Source organism: Cellulomonas sp. WB94 (assembly GCF_003115775.1).
Classification (GTDB): Bacteria; Actinomycetota; Actinomycetes; order Actinomycetales; family Cellulomonadaceae; genus Cellulomonas_A.
Genome location: NZ_QEES01000002.1, coordinates 1,534,528 through 1,555,731 on the forward strand (window position 1 = coordinate 1,534,528; position 21,204 = coordinate 1,555,731).

Consider the following 21,204-nt stretch of genomic DNA (forward strand, 5'->3'; position numbering starts at 1 on the left):
AGCGGGCTTCGCAGCCCTCAGACACGGCCGCTCTCGAAGTCCCACACGTCGACAAGGTCACCTGGTTCGACCCAGCCGTGTTCGTAGTTGTCGTTCTTCTCCCAGGTGAACCCCGGGGGGATCGTCGTGAAGTGGTTCGGTTCGGCGTCTTGGATCTGGTGCCACTCGGCGTAGATGCGGCCGTCCTCGAAGCGGCGCAGGTTCAGGAGCGCTCCGGCGACGTGGCGCCCACGCGCCTCGTAGTGGCGGAAGACGGTCACCTCCTGTTGCGGCACGGTTCGCATCCAGTGGCCGTGCTGGAGCTCGTCCTGCTCGTGGGCGTCGTCCGGGCGGACGAGCACGATGGCGTCTTCCGTGCCCCGTGGTCGCCACCTGACACGTTCGAGGGTGTCACCGATGAGCGCGTAGTAGCCGGCGAGGAAGCCGCTGTCGGCGCGAGCCGCGCGTTCAGCTCGCTCGAGCTCGACGGGCAACGGTGCCTGGCGGGCTGGGGGCATCGGGGTCTCGGCTACCGCGAGCGGCACGTCCATGGCCGCGGGGGGTTCCATGGTGGCGGGCTCGGTCGTCTCAACCTCGGCAGGCGTCGGTGCCGCCGTCGCCGACGGCGCGGGCTCGAGCGGGAGTGCAGCACTGGGGGCGACGGGCCGTGTGGCCCCCACAGCCTTGTGAGGACGACAGCAGCAACCCATCCGAGAGCGAGCGCGACCAGCGCCGCGAGCGTCGATCGGGTGACGAGTCCCGCGGCCACGAACGCGACGACCGGCAGCGCCCGGAGCCCCCACGTGAGTGCGGGTGGAGGTGTGTCAGCGGTCGTCATCATTCGCTCCCTGGTCGGGTGTCGCACCTCTCGACGGGCAGGACCATGTCGCCATCGTGCCAGGCGTCGAGTGCGCGGGGACTGGCGTCTGAGCAGCCAGCCGTTCCACACTGCCGTGGAGATGACGCACGAGGAGGCGCGATGAAGTACACGACAGAGCTCTTGCTCGACGGCAAGACAGCGACCGGCGTGGTCGTCCCGCCCGACGTGGTCGAGGCGCTCGGCGGCGGCGGACGCATCCCGGTGCGGGTGGGCATCAACGGCGTCGAGTACGCCAGCACCATCGCGACGATGAAGGGCCAGACCCGCATCCCCGTCAGCGCCGAGATCCGGACCGCGGCGGGCATCGAGGCGGGGGACACCATCGAGGTCGACGTGGTCCGCGACGACGCGCCCCGCACCGTCGAGGTTCCGGACGACCTCCAGGCGGCGCTCGACGACGACCCGGCCATCCGGGCGGCCTTCGCGGCGCTGTCGTACTCGAACCAGCGCCGCCACGTCCTCGCCGTGACCACGGCCCGCACCGAGACCCGCGAGCGGCGGATCGGTGCAGTGGTCGCCGAGCTGGACTCGACTCGGCAGGCCCAGAGCTTCTGATCGGCGCGCGAGCCGCGCGGAAGACCCGCGGAGCCAGTGGGACGCGGGTCAGTCGGCGAGCAGGGACCGCGCCGCGCTCACCGACACGACCTGCATCCCGGTCGGCAGCGTCAGCCACGGCGCGACGGCCCCGGTGCTCAGGTCCACCGAGCAGAGGGTGACGGGGCAGGGGTCGGCCTGCTCGGCGAGCAGCGTCCCGGCTACGAAGCCGTCGAGGTTCGTCAGCTGGTCGATCCCGTAGGGCGACCGTGTGCTGGTCGTGGTGTCGAGCAGCGCATGCGAGTCGGGGCCCAGCACGTCCGCGAGCTCGTCCCAGACGAGCAGGGTGGTCGCGTCGCGCCACGGGTCGCCGTAGACGAGGTGGACGTCGTCCCAGTCGTGCGCGTCACCTCCGTGAACCGGGGTGACGCGCACCGCCCCCCAGCTCTCGCCGTCCTCGAACTCGGTCCCCCCGCTGATGCCGTAGGCGAACAGTCGGCCGTCGGGCGAGTAGCTCGGGTAGGTCTCGCTGGGAGTCCTGCCGGGCACCCGCTCGATGTCGAAGGTCCTGCCCGTCGCGAGCTCGACCTCCTGGACGACGGTCGCGTACGTCGGGTCCTTCGGGTCCTTCGGGTAGACGTTCGGGGTCGCGCACACCGACACCACGCCGAGATGACGGCCGTCGGGCGCCCACGCCACAGCGTCAACGCTGCAGTCAGGCGGCTCGGGCACCGCGACCTGGTGCACCGTGCCGGTGCCGAGCTCGACGGTCTCGACGCCGACCTCGCCGCTCGACGGCGACCACACGGCGCGGACGAGGCTGCGCCCGTCCGGCGAGAGCAGCAGCGGCCCGTCCATCGTCGAGACGAGGTCCGACCGTGCCCATTCGCCCGTCGCCGCGTCGACCACGAGGAGACCGCTGCCCTCCCCGCCGATGACCTCAGCCACGAAGAGTGCTTGGTCGACGGACCGAACCGGGACGGTGGCCGGGTCGATCGAGCCGCCGACCAGCCGCAGAGCGGTCGACGGCGTCGACCCCGCGCCCGGCGGGACCGAGGCGGCAGGCGGAGTCGGCAACGGGGTCGAGGCCGCCGACGGGTCCTTGCCCCAGCCGGTCCTGAGGAAGCTCGCCACCAGGACGCCGGCCACGACGAGGGTCGTCACACCGACGTTGACGCCGTCTCGTGCGTTCACGCCGTGCTGTCCCGGGTCATGACGGGCATATCGGGCCTCTACCCACCGGACTTGAGGCGTCCGCACCGGTCCGGTGCGCGACGCGCTCGGGCGGCGACGCGACGTCAGGCAGGTGCCGGGGGCGAGGTCAGCCCGCGATCTCGAAGTCCTGCAGACCCTGCGGTGCCTCCTCGGTGACCTCGGCCCACGACACGACGGCGTGCCGCGGACCGTGGCGCGCCCAGGTCACGAGCTCGTCCACGGCGGCAGCCTCGCCTTCGGCGACGACCTCGACGGCACCGTCGGCCCGGTTGAGCACCCACCCGCGCACGCCGAGGCGGTCGGCCTCACGGGCGCACGACCACCGGAACCCGACACCCTGGACGTCGCCGTGGACGACGACCCTGCGGCGAATCACCCCTCCAGTGTGCGCGGCGGCGACGCTTCTCGTCCCTCTCGTCCCTCTCGTCCCGCCGCCACCGCGTCGTCCAGCGCCGGCTCGTACGGGCCGAGGCGGACCGGGACCCGTGCGGTCACGGCGTCGGCGGCCGCGCGGCCCGCCGCCGGCAGCCCACGCAGCCGGTAGGTCACGAAGCTCGCGGCGTTGTCGCTGCTGGACGACGCCGCGACCCCGAACGCGTCGATGCCGGCGTGCACGCACGAGGACAGCGCGCGGGGCAAGGCCGTCCGGGTGCCGTGACTGTCGTCCGCACGACGAGCCCCTGACCTGGGCGGCGACGACCCGCGTCGAGCCGGCTCGTCACGACACTTCACAAGTCCCCCTGCTGCGCCGATGAAGTGAGGACGGTGCTGGTCGGTGCGGCGCCTATGTTGAACCTGAAGGTTCCGGGCCCGCGGCAGTGCCGCGTCCGGCAACCGTGACGAGGGCGAGGGCCGGTGACGCAGCGGGACGAGCCAGCGACTGTGCGGGGCGCCATGACGCCTCGCCCGCTGAGTGACCCCGGAGCGCTCCGTCGCGGCGCGCCGTTCGTCGCCGTCGCGCTCGTCGCGGTGCTGCTGGAGCTGGCGACCGTCACCGAGTCGGCGAGCCGGCTCGTGCTCGTGGCCGCGGGCGTGTCGATGTGCGTCGTGCCGCTCGCGGCGGTGATCGTCCCGTGGGGACGACTGCCTGCCTGGTGCGAGGCGGTGCTCCCGCTCGGGTTCTTCGTCGTGGTCGCACTCATGCGGCAGGCGCGGGGTGGTGCGGCGGCGGGCTACACGCCGCTGGTGATGCTGCCCGTCATCTGGCTGGCGATGTACGGAACCCGCCGTCAGCTCTTGGTCGCGGTCGCTGCGATGACGGGGATCCTCGTCGGGCCGATGCTCCTGGTCGGGTCGCCGCTGTACCCCGCGTCCGCGTGGACCACGACGGCCGTGTCCGTGGCCGTCGGGATGTTCGCCGGTCCGTCGATCCAGATGTTCGTCGAGCAGTCACGCCAGCGCACCGCCGACGTCGCGGCACTGGGGGCCATCACCCGCTCGCTCACGGCCGGGACCGACCCCCGGTCCGAGCTGTGCGCGGCCGCTCGCCTCGTCACCGGAGCGCGATACGCGCTCATCGTCGAGCGGAACGCCGACGGTGAGTACGTCGCGACGGCGGGCACCCGCGGGCTCGACCTGAGCCAGCTGCGCATTCCCGCGCGGGTCGAGATCTCCGCGACGGTCGAGGCGTGGCGCACGGGCGACCGCATCTACGTCGCGGACGTGGCCCGTGACCCACGGGTGTCACCGCGACTCGCCGAGCTCACGGGATCCCGGGCCGTGCTGTTCGAGCCGGTCACCCTCGACGGGCGGAGGACCGCGCTCCTCGTCGTCGGCTTCTCCGAGTCCCGGGCCCGGCTCCCCGAGCACGCCCTGTACATGGTCGAGCTCGTCGCCGCCGAGATCGCGGCCGCGCTGGACCGCGACGAGCTCGTCGCCCGGATGGCTGCGCAGGCGCGCACCGATCCCCTCACCGGTGCGGCGAACCGGCGCAGCTGGGACGAGGAGCTGGACCGCGAGCTGGCCCGCGCCCGGCGCAGCGGCGAGCCCCTGACCGTCGCGCTGATCGACATGGACCGGTTCAAGGCCTACAACGACACGTACGGCCACACCGCCGGGGACGAGCTCCTGCGGGACCTGGTGACGGCCCTGCGCGCCGAGCTGCGCACCGGAGACATCGTGGCCCGCTGGGGCGGCGAGGAGTTCGCCGTCGCGATGCCCGCGTGCGACCTCGACCACGGCCGGGAGATCGCGTCGCGGCTGCTCGGTGTCGTCCCGCGCGGCCAGACGATGAGCATCGGCGTCACCGAGGCGGGCATCGACGACACCCCACGGTCCATCGTCGGGCGCTCCGACCGTGCGCTCTACGCGGCGAAGGGCGCGGGTCGCAACCAGGTCGGCGCCCTCCCCAGCCCGACGTCGGTGTCTGACGTACCCTCGCTCGGGTGATGACCCGATGATGCGCCGTCTCTTCGCCCGGCTGTTCTGGGCCACGTCCGGGTGGACCCTGCGCTCGCAGCCGCCCGAGGGTGGCGGCGGCATCCTCATCGGGGCTCCGCACACGTCGAACTGGGACTTCCTGTTCATGCTCGCGATCACCTGGAGCCACGGTGTCCAGGCGCGGTTCCTCGGCAAGGACTCGCTGTTCCGCGGGCCGCTCGGACCCCTGGCGCGCGGCCTCGGCGGCATCCCGGTCGACCGGAGCAACCCGACGGGGCTCGTCGACGGCCTCGTGGCCCGTGTGCGTGCCGGCGAGCACTTCTTCCTCGTCATCACCCCGGAGGGCACGCGCAGCAGGCGGCCGTACTGGAAGTCCGGGTTCTACCGCATCGCGCGCGAGGCCGACCTGCCGGTTACGCTCGGGTTCGTCGACCGCTCCACGAAGACCGCCGGGCTCGGGGTGACGTTGCGGCTCACGGGCGACGTGCACGCCGACATGGACAAGATCCGGGCGTTCTACGCCGACAAGGTCGGGATCAACCCGGAGGGCTGGACGCCGCCGCTGCTCCACGAGGAAGACTCCGCAGCCGGCCCCGTCTGACGACGCGCTGTTCAGACGGGTCGGGTGCGCCGCATCCGGGCCTCGGGCGGCCCACCGCGCCGCAGCGGTGCGAACGCGCCGAGCGACGCGAACCCCATCGACTCGTAGTACGGGACGTTCACCGCACGTGAGGTCTCGAGGTAGCAGTCGGCGCTCCCGTGGTCGGCGTCCCGGAGAACCCGCCCCATGAGGCGTCGGCCGTGCCCGCGGTGCTGGGCGTCGGGGCGGACGCCGAGCGCCTCGATGTAGGTCAGCGGGTCCCGGGGGAACGCGGCGTCGATCGCGGACCCGAGCTGGGCGAACGCCAGGACCTGGCGCGGCGAGCGGGCCAGGACCCGGGCCATCGACGGGATCGCGGCGAGCTTGCGGCTCACCGGGAGAGGGTGCGCGCCCGGCGGGTAGGAGATCGCGACGCCCGCGATCCCGGCGGCGTCGCGCACCGCGAGGACCGTGCCGAACCGGATGGCGTCGCGGACGATGTAGCCGTAGAACGCCTGGAGGGTCTCGTTCCGGACCCGGGCGTCGGGCAGGACGTGGGTGAAGCCGGGGTCGTCGCGCAGCGCTGCCGTCAGGACGTGCGCGGCCGCATCGGCGTACTCCGATTCCAGGATCGTCGGCGCGTCGAGGTTCACCGGTCAAGGGTGGCGTGCTCCTGGACGGCAGTCCACCGACCGAAGTCCCGGGAGGGGCCGGCGTACCGTGCTGGGAGAAGGTGCCCACGGCGGCGGCCGAGGAGGGGGAACCGGTGGACTGGTGGCAGGTCGCGCTCGGCGTCGTGGGCGGGCTCCTGCTCGTGTACGTCGTGCTGCTGGGGCTGCTGTGGCAGTACGCCCGCACGCACCCGGACACCGTGCAGGCGCGCGACGCCTTGCGGCTCATCCCTGACCTGCTGCGACTGCTGCGCTCGCTCGCCGCCGACCCCACCGTCCCGCGGCGCTCCCGCGTCGGGCTCGTCCTGCTGCTCGCCTACCTGCTCATGCCGTTCGACCTGGTCCCGGACATGATCCCGGTCATCGGGTACGCCGACGACGTCGTCGTGGTCGCGCTCGTCCTGCGCGCGGTGGTCAGGGCCGCGGGGCCCGACGCGCTCGCCCGGCACTGGTCGGGGACGCCGCAGGGGCTCGCCGTCGTCGCTCGGCTGGCCGGGATCGCGGCACCGTCCGGGGCGTGACGCGGACAGCCCTCCGCGCGATCTCATCGTCCGGGGCCGTGCCCCCGCACCCGGCACCGCGGCGCTACGCTCGCGCTCGTAGACCGGGACCGGGCCCCTCGAGGCCCCGCGAGAGACGGACGATGATGGCGCTCACCGACGAGACCCCCCGCACGAACCGCTTCACCGAGCCGCTCGGGACGGCGATCCCGTCGACCGTCCCGACGCACTGGTACAACCTCAACGCCGACTTCCCCGAGCCCGTCCCGCCGCACCTGCACCCCGGGACGCGCGAGCCGCTGACCCCGCCGGACCTCGCCCCGCTGTTCCCGATGGCGCTCATCGAGCAGGAGGTCGCGACCGAGCGGTACATCGAGATCCCGCAGGCCATCCGGGAGATCTACGCGCTGTGGCGGCCGTCGCCGCTGATCCGGGCTGCCCGGCTGGAGCGCGCGATCGGCACGAAGGCCCGGATCTACTACAAGTACGAGGGCGTGAGCCCGGTCGGCTCGCACAAGCCCAACACCGCCGTCGCGCAGGCGTACTACAACGCGGTCGAGGGCATCACGCGCCTGACGACCGAGACGGGCGCCGGTCAGTGGGGCGCGTCGCTCGCGATGGCGTGCTCGCTGCTCGGCCTGACGTGCGAGGTGTGGCAGGTCCGCGCGTCGTACGACTCCAAGCCGTACCGCCGGTTCCAGATGGAGACGTACGGGAGCGTGTGCCACCCCTCGCCGTCCGACCTCACGGAGGCCGGCCGCGCGATCCTCGCGGAGCTGCCCGACACGACCGGTTCGCTCGGCATGGCGATCAGCGAGGCCGTCGAGGTCGCCGCGAAGGACCCGGGTGCGCACTACGCGCTCGGCAGCGTGCTCAACCACGTGATGCTGCACCAGACGGTCATCGGCCAGGAGGCGCTCGTGCAGCTCGCCGCGGCGGGTGAGGTCCAGGCCGACGTCGCGTTCGCGTGCGCGGGCGGCGGCTCGAACCTCGCGGGCCTGACGTTCCCGCTCATCGGGCAGAACTTGCGCGAGGGGACGACGACGCGGTCCGTCGCGTGCGAGCCCGCCGCGTGCCCGTCGCTGACGCAGGGGGAGTACCGGTACGACTTCGGCGACGTCGCCGGGCTGACCCCGCTGCTGAAGATGTACACGCTCGGCAAGGACTTCGTCCCGCCCGCGATCCATGCGGGTGGGCTGCGGTACCACGGCATGTCGCCGATGGTGTCGCACGCCGTGAACCTCGGGCTCATGGACGCCGTCGCGATCGAGCAGGACGTCGCGTTCGCTGCCGGGATCGAGTTCGCCCGGGCCGAGGGGATCATCCCGGCGCCCGAGTCGACGCACGCGGTGGCCGCGGCGCTGGCCTACGCGCGGACGGTGACGGAGCCCGAGGTCATCCTCATCGGGCTGTCCGGCAACGGCGTGCTCGACCTGCCGGCGTACTCGTCGTACGTGTGAGACCGATCGCGACCGTGTGACGTCCGCGGGCGACGACCGGCCCCTCCGCCGGTCGTCGCCCGCAGTGCGCTCAGGCCTTCGTGGCCCGGACGATCGCGCCGTGCATGCCCGGGGCGACCTCGTGCGTGAACGCGACGGTCGCGTCCGCGAAGCCCGCAGCCGCGAGGCCCTCGAGGTACTCGGACCGGGACAGCGCACCCGCGACGCAGCCGACGAAGCTGCCGCGCTCGGCTCGCTCGCCCGAGGTGACGTGGTCCTCGGCGACGACGTCGGACACGCCGAGCCGTCCGCCCGGGACGAGCAGCCGGTACATCTCGGCGAGGACAGCGGGCTTGTCGACCGACAGGTTGATGACGCAGTTGGAGATGATCACGTCGATGCTCGCGTCGGGCAGCGGGACCGCCTCGATCCGCCCCTCGAGGAACTCGACGTTCGTGGCCCCGGCCTTGGTGGCGTTGGAGCGGGCGAGCGCGAGCATCTCCGGGGTCATGTCGACGCCGTAGGCGAACCCGGTCGGCCCGACGCGCCGCGCCGAGAGCAGGACGTCGATGCCGCCGCCCGAGCCGAGGTCGAGGACGGTCTCGCCGGGCAGCAGGTCGGCGACGGCGGTGGGGTTGCCGCAGCCGAGGCTCGCGAGGTAGGCGGTGTCGGGCAGCGCGGCCACGTCGGCGGCGTCGTAGAGCGACCCGCCGAACTGCTCGCCACCGTCGAGCGCCGTCGGGGTGCTGCAGCAGGCTGCCGGCGAGACGTCGGTGACGGCGAGGGCTGCTCGGGCGTAGGTGCTGCGGACCTGGGCGACGAGGTCGTCGGTCATGGCTGACTCCTGGGTGTCTAGACATTGACAGATGTCGATCCGTGGAGAATGCTCCACGGATCGACAGATGTCAATATCTAGACGACACTGGTTCCGTGCCGACCTCTCCCGTCCTGCTCCCGGTCGTCGACGTCACGGCCTGCTGCGCGCCGCTCGACAGCGAGCCGCTCGCACGCACCGATGCCGAGGCGCTGGCCCGCGTGCTCAAGGCCCTCGCCGACCCGGCCCGGCTGCAGCTCGTGTCCCACATCGCGTCGTCCCGCGGCGAGGTGTGCGCGTGCGACCTCAACGACGTCGTCGGGCTCGCGCAGCCGACTGTGTCCCACCACCTCAAGGTGCTCGTCGACGCGGGGATCCTCGTGCGGGAGAAGCGCGGCGTGTGGGCGTGGTACCGCGTCGTCCCCGGGGCGCTCGGCGCGCTCGGCGGGCTGCTCCGCGAGGACCGGCCATGAGCCACTTCGTCCCGAAGGTCGCACCGCGCGAGTTCACGATCGTCCGGCCGTTCGCCGCCTCGCGTGACACCGTCTTCGATGCCTGGGTCGACCCCGTCAGCCTCTCCGCCTGGTTCGGTCCGCGCGGGTCCCGGGCGCCGCTCGAGACGATCACGAACGACCCGCGCCCCGGCGGCCGGTGGAACGTGACGACGGTCGACGACGCGACCGGGCTGCCCTACCCGCGCAGCCTGACGTACAGCGCGGTCGACCCGCCCGAGCGGATCATCCTCATGGAGCGCGAACCCGGTCGGCTCGACGGTCGCGAGACGGTGATGACCGTGACGTTCGCCGAGGCGGACGGTGGGACGGAGATGACCTTCCACTGCGCGGATGCCGACTCCCGACCGGAGCACGTCGGGGTCGAACAGGGCTGGGCGAGCTCGTTCGACAAGCTCGCTGAGCTGCTCGCCGCGCACTGAACCACCCGGGCGCGCGTCCGCCGTGGGCCGCCCGCGCCGGCGTGTGTCACGATGCCCGGATGGAGGACCAGCGGTACGACGTCGTGGTCGTCGGTTCGGGCTTCGGAGGCTCGGTCGCCGCGCTGCGCCTGGCCGAGAAGGGGTACCGGGTCGCGGTGCTCGAGGCCGGGCGCCGGTTCGCCGACGAGGACTTCCGCACGTCGTGGCACCTGCGCACGTTCCTGTGGGCGCCCGTGATCGGCTGCTACGGCATCCAGCGGATCCACGTCCTGAAGGACTCGCTCATCCTCGCGGGCGCCGGGGTCGGGGGAGGGTCGCTCGTCTACGGCACGACGCTGTACCGGCCGCTGCGCGAGTTCTTCACGGACCCGCAGTGGGCGGGCATCACCGACTGGGAGTCCGAGCTCGCGCCGCACTACGACCAGGCGGCACGCATGCTCGGCGTCACCCGCAACCCGTCCACGACCCCCGCCGACCGGCTGCTGCTGCAGGTCGCGACGCGCATGGGCCGCGAGCACACGTTCCACCCGACCGACGTCGGGGTCCTGTTCGGCGAGCCCGGCCGGGACGTCTCGGACCCGTTCTTCGGGGGAGCCGGGCCGACGCGCACGGGCTGCACGGAGTGCGGGGAGTGCATGACGGGCTGCCGGGTCGGCGCGAAGAACACCCTGACGAAGAACTACCTGCACCTCGCCGAGCGGGTCGGCGTGCACGTCGAGCCGATGACCACCGTCACCGACCTCACGCCCGGGCCCGACGGCGGGTGGACCATCACGTCGCGGCGCACCGGACCCGCGGTGCCCGGCGTCGTCCGCGGTCGCACGACGTGGCACGCCGACCAGGTGGTCCTTGCGGCCGGCACCTACGGCACGCAGTCGCTGCTGCACCGGATGAAGGCGACCGGCAGCCTGCCCGGCCTCTCGCCGCGGCTCGGCGAGCTGACCCGCACCAACTCCGAGGCGCTGCTCGGCGCGAGCGCCCCGCGCGTCGACCCGGCGCGCGACCTCTCGCGGGGGGTCGCGATCACGTCGTCGTTCTTCACCGACGACACGACCCACGTCGAGCCGGTCCGCTACGGCAAGGGCTCGAACGCGATGGCGCTGCTCCAGATCGCGCTCACGGAGGGCGCCCCGACCTGGCGGCGCTGGTCGTCGGTGCTCGGCTCGTACGCGCGTGACCTGCGGCGCCGGCCGGTCGCGACCCTGCGGGCATTCGCGCCGTACCGGTGGAGCGAGCGCACGACGATCGCGCTCGTCATGCAGGCGCTCGACAACTCCCTGACCACGTCGCTCGCCCCGCGTCGCCTCGGGATCCCGGTGCCCGCCCGCCTGCGCCGGATGACGAGCCGGCAGGGCAGCGGCGAGCCGAACCCGACGTGGATCCCGTCGGGCCACCGGGCCGCGACCCTCATGGCCGACGAGCTCGGCGGGGTCGCGGGCGGTCAGCTGGGCGACCTCGTGAACATGCCGATGACGGCGCACTTCCTGGGTGGCTGCGCGATCGGCGCGACCGCGGCGGACGGCGTCCTCGACCCGTACCAGCGCGTCCACGGCTACCCGACGCTGCACGTGCTCGACGGCGCCGCGGTGACCGCGAACCTCGGCGTGAACCCGTCGCTGACCATCACGGCGCAGGCCGAGCGGGCCGTCTCGCTGTGGCCGAACCGCGGCGAGCCGGACCCGCGCCCGGCGCAGTCCGAGCCATACCGGCGTCTCGACCCGGTACCGCCGACCAGCCCGGCCGTGCCCGCGGGCGCTCCGGCCGCGCTGCGCGTCAGGGGTGAAGACCGGACGTGACCTCGGTGAGGCGCCGGGTCAGATAGCGCCGCTCGGCGTCGTTCCGGACGAGCCCGAGGGCGTCGCGGTAGGCGGCCGCAGCGTCGACCGGCCGGCCCGCCCGCCGGTGCAGGTCGGCCCGGGCTGCGGGCAGCAGGTGGTAGCCGTCGAGCTCGGCGGTGGCAGCCAGCGCGTCGAGGAGGACGAGCCCGGCGTCCGGCCCGTCGGCCATCGCGACCGCGATCGCTCTGCCCAGCTCGACGTACGGCGAGGGCGCGATTCGGGCCAGCCCGCCGTAGAGCCGGGCGATGTGGTGCCAGTCGGTGTCCGACGACGCCGCGGCTGTCGCGTGGCACGCGGCGATCGCGGCCTGCAGCTGGTACGGCCCGACGACGTCCCGGCGCGCGGCCGTCCCGAGCACCCACAGCCCCTCCGCGATCCGGTCGGCGTCCCACCGGCTGCGGTCCTGCTCCTCGAGCGGCACGAGGTCGCCGGCCTCGTCGACGCGGGCCGTCCGGCGCGAGTCGTGCAGCAGCTCGAGCGCGAGCAGGCCGAGCGCTTCGGGCTCGTCGGGCATGAGGGTCATGAGCACGCGCGTGAGCCGGATCGCCTCGCCCGACACCGGCTCGCGCAGCAGAGCCTGTCCCGACGTCGCGGCGTAGCCCTCCGTGAACATCAGGTACAGCACCGCGAGGACGCCCGTGAGCCGCTCAGGTAGCAGGTGAGCCGGCGGCACGCGGTAGGGGATGCCCGCGTGGCGGATCTTGCCGCGGGCCCGGACGAGCCGCTTCTGCATCGCAGGCTCGGTGACCCCGAACGCGCGCCCGATCTCCTCGACGCTCAGCCCGCAGAGCGTCCGCAGCGCGAGCGCCACGCGCGCGTCCATGGCGAGGGCCGGGTGGCAGCACGTGAAGATCAGCCGGAGCCGGTCGTCGGGGATCTCGTCGTCCTCGGTCGGACCCGGCTCGTCGAGCGGCAGCATCGCGACCTCCCGCAGCTTGCGCGCCTCGGTGGTGGAGCGGCGCAGCCGGTCGAGCGCGCGGTTGCGGGCCGTCGTCGTCAGCCAGGCGCCCGGGCTGCGCGGCACACCGTCCACCGGCCAGTGCACGGCCGCCGCCTCGAAGGCGTCCTGCGCGCACTCCTCGGCCAGCGCCCAGTCGCCCGTGACCCGGATGAGCGTCGCGACGACGCGGCCCCACTCCTCGCTGAACGCGAGGGTCAGGGCCGCGTCGACGGTCACATCGGCCACAGCGGCCTGAGCTCGATCGGACCGATGTGGCTGCCGGGGTGCGCCGCGGCGATCTCGATCGCCTCGTCGAGGCTCGGCGCCTGGATGATGTTGTAGCCGGCGACGTGCTCGCGCGCCTCCGCGAACGGCCCGTCGACGACGAGCAGCTTGCCCTCGCGCACCCGGACGGTCTTCGTCTCCTCGGGCGGGCGCAGCCGCGCGCCGTCGAGGTCGGTGCCGCGGCGGGCGCCGTCCTCGATCCACGCCGCCAGGGCTCCTTGCCAGTCCATCGCGCCGCCGTCGGGCCCGGAGCCGTCGTCGCCCTCGCTCGCGGCGCCGGCGAGGATGCGCTCGGTCTCGGCGTCCGCCCCGAAGATCATCAGGTAGCGGTGCCAGCCGGCCGGCGGCTCGTCGGCGAGGACGTCGCCGGGGGCTGACGCGTCGAGGTCGCCAAAGTCGAACGGCCACGTCTCACGGAGCTCGATCGAGCCGAACCGTGCGACCGGATGGGCCGCCGCGACCGCGACCGCCGCGTCCATGTCCGGCGCCTCGAGGATGTCGAACCCACCGATCTGCTCGCGTGCCTCGGCGAACGGTCCGTCGGTGACGATCGTCTCGTGGCCACGGCTGCGCACGGTCGTGGCGTCCTGCGCGGGTCGCAGCCGGTCGCCCGTGACCCGGGTGCCGTGTGCGGTCGTGTCGTCGACCCAGGGCTGGGGGTCGGTGTCGGCGGGCTCGGGCTGGACTCCGGGGGCGACCCGGATGAGCTGCAGGTACTTCATGGTGTCCTCCACGGGGTGTGTCGGGGTGCGCCGATCGGACGGTGCACAAGCACGACGAACGGGGGTGCCCGGCGAGGACACCAGCGTCGCGCTCGTCGGCCACGACCGCCATAGGGTCGTGTCATGTCCACCGGTCACGCGCACGACCACGGGTCCGGCCAGGACCGCTCGCGCCTCGCGGTCGCGTTCGGGATCACGGCCGGCATCCTCGTCGTGCAGGTCGTCGGCGCGCTGCTGACAGGCAGCCTCGCGCTGCTCGTCGACTCGGCGCACGTGCTCACCGACGTCGGCGGCCTGCTCGTCGCGCTGGTCGCGGCCTCGCTCGTCGCGCGCCCGACGACGGCCCACCGCACGTGGGGGCTGCGCCGCGCGGAGGTCCTCGCCGCGACCGCCCAGGCGGCGGTTCTGCTGGTCGTCGGCGTGTACGTGCTGGTCGAGGGCGTCCGGCGGCTGATCACGCCGACCGACGTGGTCGGCCCCCAGCTCCTGGTGTTCGGGATCGTCGGGCTGCTCGGCAACGTCGCGGCGATCATCGTGCTGGCGCCGGGCCGGTCGGGGACGCTCAACCGGCGCGCCGCGTTCCTCGAGGTAGTCAACGACGCGCTCGGCTCCGTCGCGGTCATCGTGGCGGCCGTCGTCATCGAGCTCACGGGCTGGACGCGCGCCGACGCCGTCGCCGGCCTGCTCATCGGTGTCCTCATCCTGCCCCGCACGCTGGCCCTGCTGCGCGAGACGATCGACGTCCTCCTGGAGTCGACGCCGCGGGGTCTCGACCTCGACGACGTCCGCGCGCACCTGCTCGACGTCCCGCACGTCGTCGAGGTCCACGACCTCCACGCCAGCCGGATCGCCTCCGACCTGCCGGTCCTCACCGCGCACGTCGTCATCGACGACGCGTGCTTCCTGGACGGTCACGCCGCCCGGCTGCTCGACGACCTGCAGGCCTGCGTCGCGGAGCACTTCCCGGTGTCGATCGAGCACTCGACGTTCCAGCTGGAACCGGCGTCGCACGCCGAGCACGAGCACGCGCGCCACGACTGAGCCCCTCGCGGCCCGGCGGCCGCACCCGTTCCGGTGCACGATGAGCGTATGGACGAGTGGCGCTCCGACCTCCTGGGTCCGGGTTGGCAGGCGCGCACTCTCCCGCTGCCCGACGACGCCGAAGGCCCGGTCGTCGCGACCCTCGTGCGGCGCGAGCCCACGACCACTCGTGGGCCGGGTCACCGCCGCGCCGTCCTGTACCTGCACGGCTTCAACGACTACTTCTTCCAGACCCACCTGGCCGAGGAGTGGGAGTTCCGCGGGTTCGACTTCTACGCGCTCGACCTGCGCAAGTGCGGCCGTTCGATCCGCCCGTGGCAGACGCCGCACTACGTGACCGACCTCCGTCAGTACGCCGAGGAGATCACGACGGCCGCCCGGATCGTGCGCGACGAGCTCGGTCACGACGCGCTCGTGGTGCACGCGCACTCGACCGGCGGGCTGACCGCGAGCCTGTGGGCGCACAGCATGCGGGGGACGGGAGTGGTCGACGCCGTCGTGCTCAACAGCCCGTGGTTCGATCTCAAGGCGCCCTGGTTCCGCCGCATCGTCGAGACGCAGGTCCTCGAGGCGCTCGGCTCGATCGACCCGATGCGCGTCGTCTCCCACGGGCCGTCGGCGTACTCGCGCAGCCTGCACGTCGCGCACGGCGGCGAGTGGGACTACGACCTCACCCTCAAGCCGCCCGAGGGGTTCCCCGGACGCGCGGGCTGGGTGCGGGCCGCGCGGCACGGCCACGCCCGGTTGTCGCGGGGGCTCGCGATCGCGGTGCCCGTGCTGGTGTGCTCGGCCCAGCGCAGCGGTCCCAACACCGAGGACAACCCCGACCTGCGCCGGTCCGACACCGTCCTCGACGTCCGCCAGATCGCGATGCGGGCGCACCTGCTCGGCCCGGACGTCACCTACGTGCCCATCCCCGACGGGATCCACGACCTGGCCCTGTCGGCGCGGCCGGCGCGCGAGGAGTACTTCGAGGTGGTCTTCAGCTGGCTCGAGAGCCATGTGCTGGTCGGGGAGGAGTCGGCGGCAGGGCCGACGGCGGCCCGGGCGAACGGCGAGGAGCCCTGGCAGAGTGTGAGCAGCGCGGGCTGAGAAGCGTCAGCCGTGGACATCGTCGTCTAGCCGAGGGAGCGTGCCATGCCCGACCTGCTCAGTCTCACGTGGTCCCACCTGCAAGAGGCCAAGACCGCGCCGAACGGTCGCAGCGCGGGCCGGATCGTGCACGACGGCGACCTGCGCCAGACCGTCGTCGGCCTCGCGGCCGGCACCGAGCTCGGTGAGCACAACGCCCCGCACGCCGCGACCCTGCAGGTGCTGCACGGTCGGGTCCGGGTGACGTCCCCGAGCGGCGACGACGAGCTCGGGACGGGCGCGCTCCACCTCCTGACGCACGAGCGCCACGCGGTGCTCGCGCTCGAGGACTCGGTGTTCCTGCTGACGACCGTGACCGCGTCTCCGACGTCGGAGCCGACCCCGAGACCGGACGCAGGGCACTGACCTCGACGGACGCTGATCGCGCAGGGATCGAACCGATCCGCTAATCCCCTCATGCCGGCGCGCGTCGTCGGGCAGGATGGTCGTCGCCCGCCTCCGCGCGGGCCGGCGCACGCACTCGCGAGGCGTCCGGGCGGTCGGCAAGGGGCAGCACGGTGGTCAGCAGCACGGTGGCAAGCAGCACGGTGGTCAGCGGCAGGGTGGCAGGCAGCAGGATCGCGGGCAGCGCGTGCGCGCGCGGCACGGCGGGGCCGGGGTGGCGTCGCGCGACCAGGGTCGCACTCGTGGCGGCAGTCGCGGTCGCGGGCCTCGCGGCCTGCACGGCGTCCAAGCCGGGACCCGAGGGCACCGCGAAGGCGCTCGCGACCGCGATCGCCACGGGCGACTTCACGACGGTCGCGTTGAGCGGCGCCACGGCCACGGAGGCGGCCACCGAGCGCACGACGGCGTACGAGGGCCTCAAGCCCTGGGATCCGCGCGTCGAGGTGACGGACGTCGCTACCACGAAGGACGCGCCCGACGCGGCGACCGCCACGCTGACGTTCACGTGGGACGTCGACGCGAGCGACACCGACTGGACCTACACGACGACCGCCACGCTCGCCCGCGTCGAGGACACTTGGCAGGCGGCCTGGAGCCCCTTCGTGCTCGCCCCCGATCTCGTCGCCGGTGAGGTGCTGGGCGCCGAGCGGATCGCCGCCGAGCGTGCGGGCGTGGTCTCCGAGAGCGGCGAGCCGATCGTGACCGACCGGGACGTCGTGCGGGTCGGCGTCGACAAGACGCACGTCGACGCGTCCGCTCAGGACGCCGCGGCGCGGGGCCTCGCCACGGCGCTCGGCATGGACGCCGACGCCTACGCGGCACGCGTCGCTGCCGCGGGGGAGAAGGCGTTCGTCGAGGCTCTCGTCGTGCGGTCGACCGACGCGTCCTACGACCTGACCGCGATCGGGAAGCTCGCGGGCGTGAACCTCGTGAAGGACTCGCTCCCGCTGGCGCCCTCCCGACGGTTCGCACGGCCGATCCTCGGGACGGTCGGGGAGGCGACGGCCGAGATCGTCGACGCGTCGAACGGCGCCATCAAGGCCGGCGACCTGACGGGGCTCAGCGGTCTGCAGCGGGAGTTCGACGCCCAGCTGCGGGGACTGCCCGGCCTGACGATCGCCGCGACCTCGACGATCAGCGGCGCCGCGCGGGAGCTGTTCCACTCCGACCCGACGCCCGGCACCCCGCTCGTCCTGACGCTCGACACGACGCTCCAGGACGCCGCCGAGCAGATCCTCGCGGACGTCGTCCCCGCGAGCGCGATCGTCGCGATCAAGCCGTCGACCGGCGACGTGCTCGTCGCGGCGAGCGGACCCGGCGGCGACGGCCTGTCGACCGCGACGATGGGCAAGTACGCCCCGGGGTCGACGTTCAAGCTCGCGAGCGCCCTGGCGCTGCTGCGGTCGGGGATGACGCCGGACACGTCCGTGACCTGTCCCGAGACCGTCACGGTCGACGGCCGGGAGTTCTCCAACTACCCCGGCTACCCGACGAACCGGCTGGGAGACATCACGCTCCTCTCGGCGCTCGCCAACTCCTGCAACACCGCGTTCATCGGGGCCCGGGACACGGCACCCCAGGCCGCGCTCGCGGACGCCGCGGCGTCGCTCGGTCTCGGCGTCGGCGGCACCACCGGGTTCCCGGCGTACCTGGGCTCGGTCCCGGCGAGCGCCGAGGGCACCGACCATGCCGCGTCGATGATCGGGCAAGGCAGGGTCGAGGCCTCGCCGCTCGCGATGGCGCGGGTCGCGGCGTCGATCGCCCAGGGCTCCCTCGTGACGCCTCGGCTCGTCGTCCCGGCGGCGAGCGGCACGGCGGCCGGGGTGGCGGCCGCGAGCGATGCGGCGACGAACGTTGCGAGCGATGGGTCGACGGCTGCCGCGACCGGCGACGCGACCGCGGCGGCACCGGAGGCGACGTCGGTGCCCGGTGCGCCGCTGACCGCGGCCGAGGCCAGCGCCCTGCGCGACATGATGCGCGCGGTCGTCACCGAGGGTTCCGGTGCGCTGCTCCTCGACGTGCCGGGCGCCCCCGTGCTCGCGAAGAGCGGTACCGCGCAGTTCGGGGCGGACGGTGACCTGAAGAACCACGTGTGGATGCTGGCGATCCAGGGCGACCTCGCGGTCGCGGTGTTCGTCGACGAGGGCGACTTCGGCTCGACCACGTCGGGTCCGCTGCTCAAGCGGTTCCTGCTGGCTGCCGCGTCCTGAGCGCGCTGCGGCCCGACGAGGGGCGCGTGGCGCGGACGACTCCCCCTGCGAGCCGTCCGCACCCCGCTCCGCGTGACGGCCATGTCATGCCTGGGCATGCAGCGCCCAGGCGGCACACAGGTGCGTGCGTACAGCGCCGTCATGAGGAAATGTCCCGCATCGGCACAGAATCACCCCTGGCAGATGTGAGATATCTCACACCTTCGCCGGAGTGTCGTCACCCCGTCACGACCAGGGGATGTGGGCCAGGCCCCTCACCTGCATCGACATCGCCTCGCGAGCAGCCCGAGCGGGTGAAATTCGCGAATGTCCGATCTGTACGGGACCGAGGCCTTACACCCGACTCTCATCGTCGTCTAATGTCATCCACGTCAGCGAAAGAGCAAACCCTCCGCAAGGAGGCGACGCAAAGCCACGGGACCCTCGACGGTCAGCCGGGCTGCCGAACGAAGGAAGTGTCGAGATGGACCAACGCGGAACAGCCGGCTCCTACGAGTCGCCGCAGGCCGAGTCCGGTCACCCCAAGCCCCGCATCCCCGTCGCACGGGTGAAGTCGTGGGCCCAGGTCGCCGCCAACCGGGACGCCAGGGTCGGTTACGTCCCCGCCCAGCGGGAGTACGCCGGCGCAGCCTGAGCGCACACCACGATCAGATCTCGAGGCAGGACGCACACGCGTCCTGCCTCGAGTGCTGTCACGGCCCGGGGATGCGCTGGGGCCGGCGGACTCACAGGCTTCACCCTGAACCGTCGCGGCGCCGGCTGCGTGGTGAGGGTGCGACGACGACCCCGCCAATAGGAGCTCACCCATGTTCGAGCTTTCCCCGATGACCGCGTCCGCCCCCGCACCTCTCGACCACTCCGCGCCCGACGACGCCGACCGTGACGCGACGCCCGGGAACGACGCGGGCGTCGCGGCGCACGACGGCTGTTCGGGGGCGTGCGCCGCGTACTCGCGCAGAACGGTGCTGCGCGGAGCCGGGGCCGTGACGCTGGGTGCGGCCGCGACACTGCTCGCCGCGTGCGCACCGAGCACGAGCGGATCGTCCACCGCGGGCGCGGGGTCGACGGGTGCCGCGGCGACCTCGGGGGGAAGCACGGCCGCGGGCGGCGCTGTGGCGCTCGCGAAGCTCGCCGACGTCCCGGTCGGCGGCGCTCTCGGCGTGCAAGGGGCCGACGGCACGCCGATCATCCTGTCGCAGCCCGTGGCGGGCACGGTCGTGGGCATGTCCGCGGTCTGCACGCATGCGGGGTGCACCGTCGCGCCCGACGGGTCCGAGCTCGTGTGCCCGTGCCACGGCTCGATCTACAGGGCCGCCGACGGGTCGAACGTGTCCGGACCTGCCCCCAAGCCGTTGCCCGCCGTCGCCGTGCGGGTCGAGGGCGACTCGATCTTCGCCGCCTGACCGTTGCCGTTCGCCGCCTGACCGCTGCCGACCACGCCGGTCAGTCGACCGGCATCGTCAGCAGCGTGCGCCCCGCGGGGGTCTCGATGACCAGCATGTCGATCTCGTCGACCGCGAAGTGCGTGCTGCCGGTGAACGTCGCCTCGCCGGTGTAGGTCGCATCCCAGGACGCGGTCACGTCGCGCTGGTCGCCCGAGGTCGCCACGAGGCGGCACTCCTCGCCGGCCGGGACTCCCGTGAGCCGCAGGGCGAGGTCCGTGCCGACGGGCGACGACGTCAAGGTCACCTGGGCGCGCACGCCGGTGGCCAGGTCCGTCGCCTGGACGACGACGGGGGTGGGCTCGGCGCTGGGCACGGGCGTGTCGGACTGCAGAGCACCGGTGGCGATCGCCACCCCGCCGAGCACGGTCGCGGCGGCACCGACGACCGCCCACCGCCGACGCCGGGTCGCCCGGTGCACCCGCGCCTCCCGGTCGGCGAGCGCGATCACCGCGGGGACGAGGTCGACGTCGGGCTCGGCGGCACCGGTCGACCCGTCGAACGCGCGGAGCACGTCGGCCTCGGACACGCGATGCAGCAGCCCTGGGAGCGGAGCGAGCTCGGCGAGCTCGGCGCAGCACTCGTCGCAGCCGGCCAGGTGGGCCTCGACGCGCGCGCGCTCGTCGGCGTCCAGGGCGCCCAGCACCAGGGCGCCCAGCTCGAGCCGGACGTGCGTCGTGCCTGCCGCGTCGCGGCCGTCGAAGGCGTTCACGGCTCGACCCCCCGTTCTGCCAGGGCGACGCGCAAGGCGCGCAGCGCGTAGTAGGCACGCGACTTCACCGTGCCGGGCGGCACGCCGAGGACGGCGGCGGCCTCGGCGACCGACCGTCCCCGGTAGAACGTCTCGAGGAGCACCTCGCGGTGCGCGGCGGTCAGGGCGCCGAGCGCGTCGGCGACGAGCCACGAGTCGAGCGCCCGGTCGATGTCGTCGCCGGACGTCGGCACGAGGGCGAGTGGCGCGTCACCGACCTCGAGGGGTCGTGACGCCCTCGCCCGCCGCGAGTCGATCGCGAGGTTGCGCGCGACCGTGAAAAGCCACGCCCGGGCGGGACCCCGGTCCGGGTCGAGCGCTTCCGGGTGCTGCCACGCGCGCAGCAGCGTCTCCTGGACCACGTCCTGAGCCCGCCCCCGATCTCCGTCGCACAGCCGGGTCGCGAACGCGAGCAGCGCCGCAGCGTGCGCGTCGTGCAGCTCCCGCAGCGTGTCGGCTTCCAACCGGGTGCGACCCACACCTGTCACCACGTGCGGACGCGGTCTGCGGTTCA

25 protein-coding genes and 1 riboswitch are annotated in these 21,204 nt (G+C 73.4%); of the genes, 14 read left to right on the forward strand and 11 right to left on the reverse strand.

Going from position 1 to position 21,204, the window contains the following annotated elements; genetic code table 11:
* Positions 1-17: 17 nt before the first annotated feature.
* Complete coding sequence (locus DDP54_RS08200) at positions 18-548, reverse strand: hypothetical protein (protein ID WP_146192396.1); 531 nt, start codon at positions 546-548, stop codon at positions 18-20.
* Positions 549-958: 410 nt separating this feature from the next.
* On the opposite strand from DDP54_RS08200, the gene DDP54_RS08205 reads away from it, so the two are divergent.
* The gene (locus DDP54_RS08205; RefSeq protein ID WP_109131328.1) at positions 959-1,414 is read left to right on the forward strand and encodes a YdeI/OmpD-associated family protein; all 456 of its coding nucleotides are present in this window, start codon (positions 959-961) and stop codon (positions 1,412-1,414) included.
* A gap of 48 nt (positions 1,415-1,462) precedes the next feature.
* Here the strand turns inward: DDP54_RS08205 and DDP54_RS08210 are convergent, their stop codons facing one another.
* The 3 genes from DDP54_RS08210 to DDP54_RS08220 form a co-directional block, all read right to left on the reverse strand.
* Positions 1,463-2,587, reverse strand: a complete 1,125-nt coding sequence (locus tag DDP54_RS08210; protein WP_109131329.1) for a PD40 domain-containing protein — start codon at positions 2,585-2,587, stop codon at positions 1,463-1,465.
* A 127-nt stretch (positions 2,588-2,714) separates the two neighbouring features.
* Positions 2,715-2,984, reverse strand: coding sequence for an acylphosphatase (locus DDP54_RS08215; protein ID WP_109131330.1), 270 nt, complete (start codon positions 2,982-2,984; stop codon positions 2,715-2,717).
* The gene (locus DDP54_RS08220) at positions 2,981-3,223 is read right to left on the reverse strand and encodes a hypothetical protein (protein ID WP_158274483.1); all 243 of its coding nucleotides are present in this window, start codon (positions 3,221-3,223) and stop codon (positions 2,981-2,983) included. The genes DDP54_RS08215 and DDP54_RS08220 overlap by 4 nt, the downstream gene beginning before the upstream one ends.
* A 279-nt stretch (positions 3,224-3,502) precedes the next feature.
* Here DDP54_RS08220 and DDP54_RS08225 point away from each other — a divergent pair, with 279 nt between their 5' ends.
* Positions 3,503-4,996 (forward strand): sensor domain-containing diguanylate cyclase, encoded by a 1,494-nt coding sequence (locus DDP54_RS08225; RefSeq protein WP_109131332.1) that lies wholly within the window; start codon positions 3,503-3,505, stop codon positions 4,994-4,996.
* Between the two features lie 7 nt (positions 4,997-5,003).
* Positions 5,004-5,588, forward strand: coding sequence for a 1-acyl-sn-glycerol-3-phosphate acyltransferase (locus DDP54_RS08230; RefSeq protein ID WP_197711348.1), 585 nt, complete (start codon positions 5,004-5,006; stop codon positions 5,586-5,588).
* Between the two features lie 11 nt (positions 5,589-5,599).
* Here the strand turns inward: DDP54_RS08230 and DDP54_RS08235 are convergent, their stop codons facing one another.
* Positions 5,600-6,220, reverse strand: coding sequence for a GNAT family N-acetyltransferase (locus DDP54_RS08235; protein ID WP_109131333.1), 621 nt, complete (start codon positions 6,218-6,220; stop codon positions 5,600-5,602).
* 113 nt (positions 6,221-6,333) lie between these two features.
* Between DDP54_RS08235 and DDP54_RS08240 the strand changes: the two genes are divergently transcribed.
* Positions 6,334-6,759, forward strand: a complete 426-nt coding sequence (locus tag DDP54_RS08240) for a DUF1232 domain-containing protein (protein ID WP_109131334.1) — start codon at positions 6,334-6,336, stop codon at positions 6,757-6,759.
* Between the two features lie 125 nt (positions 6,760-6,884).
* The gene (locus tag DDP54_RS08245; RefSeq protein ID WP_109131335.1) at positions 6,885-8,198 is read left to right on the forward strand and encodes a TrpB-like pyridoxal phosphate-dependent enzyme; all 1,314 of its coding nucleotides are present in this window, start codon (positions 6,885-6,887) and stop codon (positions 8,196-8,198) included.
* A gap of 70 nt (positions 8,199-8,268) precedes the next feature.
* Here the strand turns inward: DDP54_RS08245 and arsM are convergent, their stop codons facing one another.
* Positions 8,269-9,012, reverse strand: a complete 744-nt coding sequence (arsM, locus tag DDP54_RS08250) for an arsenite methyltransferase (protein ID WP_109131336.1) — start codon at positions 9,010-9,012, stop codon at positions 8,269-8,271.
* Between the two features lie 95 nt (positions 9,013-9,107).
* Between arsM and DDP54_RS08255 the strand changes: the two genes are divergently transcribed.
* The 3 genes from DDP54_RS08255 to DDP54_RS08265 are packed head-to-tail and all read left to right on the forward strand — an operon-like array spanning position 9,108 to position 11,721.
* The gene (locus tag DDP54_RS08255) at positions 9,108-9,464 is read left to right on the forward strand and encodes a metalloregulator ArsR/SmtB family transcription factor (RefSeq protein WP_242448295.1); all 357 of its coding nucleotides are present in this window, start codon (positions 9,108-9,110) and stop codon (positions 9,462-9,464) included.
* The gene (locus DDP54_RS08260; protein WP_109131337.1) at positions 9,461-9,925 is read left to right on the forward strand and encodes an SRPBCC domain-containing protein; all 465 of its coding nucleotides are present in this window, start codon (positions 9,461-9,463) and stop codon (positions 9,923-9,925) included. Before DDP54_RS08255 ends, DDP54_RS08260 begins: the two co-directional genes overlap by 4 nt.
* A 59-nt stretch (positions 9,926-9,984) precedes the next feature.
* Complete coding sequence (locus DDP54_RS08265; protein WP_109131338.1) at positions 9,985-11,721, forward strand: GMC family oxidoreductase; 1,737 nt, start codon at positions 9,985-9,987, stop codon at positions 11,719-11,721.
* Here DDP54_RS08265 and DDP54_RS08270 read toward each other — a convergent pair.
* Positions 11,699-12,949 carry a sigma-70 family RNA polymerase sigma factor gene (locus tag DDP54_RS08270; RefSeq protein ID WP_242448296.1) on the reverse strand — a complete coding sequence of 417 codons (1,251 nt, stop codon included), beginning with the start codon at positions 12,947-12,949 and terminating at the stop codon, positions 11,699-11,701. The genes DDP54_RS08265 and DDP54_RS08270 overlap by 23 nt on opposite strands.
* Entirely contained in the window at positions 12,937-13,710 is a 774-nt protein-coding gene (locus DDP54_RS08275; RefSeq protein WP_109131339.1) for a YciI family protein, read from the reverse strand. The genes DDP54_RS08270 and DDP54_RS08275 overlap by 13 nt, the downstream gene beginning before the upstream one ends.
* A gap of 123 nt (positions 13,711-13,833) precedes the next feature.
* On the opposite strand from DDP54_RS08275, the gene DDP54_RS08280 reads away from it, so the two are divergent.
* From DDP54_RS08280 to DDP54_RS08290, 3 genes are read left to right on the forward strand one after another with little or no spacing between them, the layout of a single operon-like run.
* Positions 13,834-14,751 carry a cation diffusion facilitator family transporter gene (locus DDP54_RS08280; protein ID WP_109131340.1) on the forward strand — a complete coding sequence of 306 codons (918 nt, stop codon included), beginning with the start codon at positions 13,834-13,836 and terminating at the stop codon, positions 14,749-14,751.
* 48 nt (positions 14,752-14,799) lie between these two features.
* Complete coding sequence (locus DDP54_RS08285) at positions 14,800-15,843, forward strand: alpha/beta hydrolase (RefSeq protein WP_109131341.1); 1,044 nt, start codon at positions 14,800-14,802, stop codon at positions 15,841-15,843.
* A 45-nt stretch (positions 15,844-15,888) separates the two neighbouring features.
* A complete protein-coding gene (locus DDP54_RS08290) occupies positions 15,889-16,248 on the forward strand; it encodes a cupin (protein WP_109131342.1) in 360 nt (119 codons plus the stop codon).
* Positions 16,249-16,297: 49 nt separating this feature from the next.
* Here the strand turns inward: DDP54_RS08290 and DDP54_RS18390 are convergent, their stop codons facing one another.
* Positions 16,298-16,489 (reverse strand): hypothetical protein, encoded by a 192-nt coding sequence (locus tag DDP54_RS18390; protein WP_197711453.1) that lies wholly within the window; start codon positions 16,487-16,489, stop codon positions 16,298-16,300.
* 40 nt (positions 16,490-16,529) lie between these two features.
* Here DDP54_RS18390 and DDP54_RS08295 point away from each other — a divergent pair, with 40 nt between their 5' ends.
* The 3 genes from DDP54_RS08295 to DDP54_RS08300 all read left to right on the forward strand — a co-directional run bounded on the left by DDP54_RS08295 (position 16,530) and on the right by DDP54_RS08300 (position 19,900).
* Positions 16,530-18,497: a penicillin-binding transpeptidase domain-containing protein gene (locus DDP54_RS08295; RefSeq protein ID WP_242448297.1), complete on the forward strand. Its 1,968-nt coding sequence runs from the start codon at positions 16,530-16,532 to the stop codon at positions 18,495-18,497.
* Positions 18,498-18,868: 371 nt separating this feature from the next.
* Positions 18,869-18,944, forward strand: a riboswitch (cyclic di-GMP riboswitch).
* A gap of 16 nt (positions 18,945-18,960) precedes the next feature.
* Positions 18,961-19,131, forward strand: a complete 171-nt coding sequence (locus DDP54_RS18165; protein ID WP_158274484.1) for a hypothetical protein — start codon at positions 18,961-18,963, stop codon at positions 19,129-19,131.
* A gap of 172 nt (positions 19,132-19,303) precedes the next feature.
* On the forward strand, positions 19,304-19,900 hold the full coding sequence (locus DDP54_RS08300) for a Rieske (2Fe-2S) protein (protein WP_242448298.1): 597 nt from the start codon (positions 19,304-19,306) through the stop codon (positions 19,898-19,900).
* Positions 19,901-19,940: 40 nt separating this feature from the next.
* Here DDP54_RS08300 and DDP54_RS08305 read toward each other — a convergent pair whose 3' ends face one another.
* Both DDP54_RS08305 and DDP54_RS08310 read right to left on the reverse strand, forming a co-directional pair.
* Positions 19,941-20,651: a zf-HC2 domain-containing protein gene (locus DDP54_RS08305; protein ID WP_109131343.1), complete on the reverse strand. Its 711-nt coding sequence runs from the start codon at positions 20,649-20,651 to the stop codon at positions 19,941-19,943.
* Complete coding sequence (locus DDP54_RS08310; RefSeq protein WP_242448299.1) at positions 20,648-21,169, reverse strand: sigma-70 family RNA polymerase sigma factor; 522 nt, start codon at positions 21,167-21,169, stop codon at positions 20,648-20,650. The genes DDP54_RS08305 and DDP54_RS08310 overlap by 4 nt, the downstream gene beginning before the upstream one ends.
* Positions 21,170-21,204 lie beyond the last annotated feature (35 nt).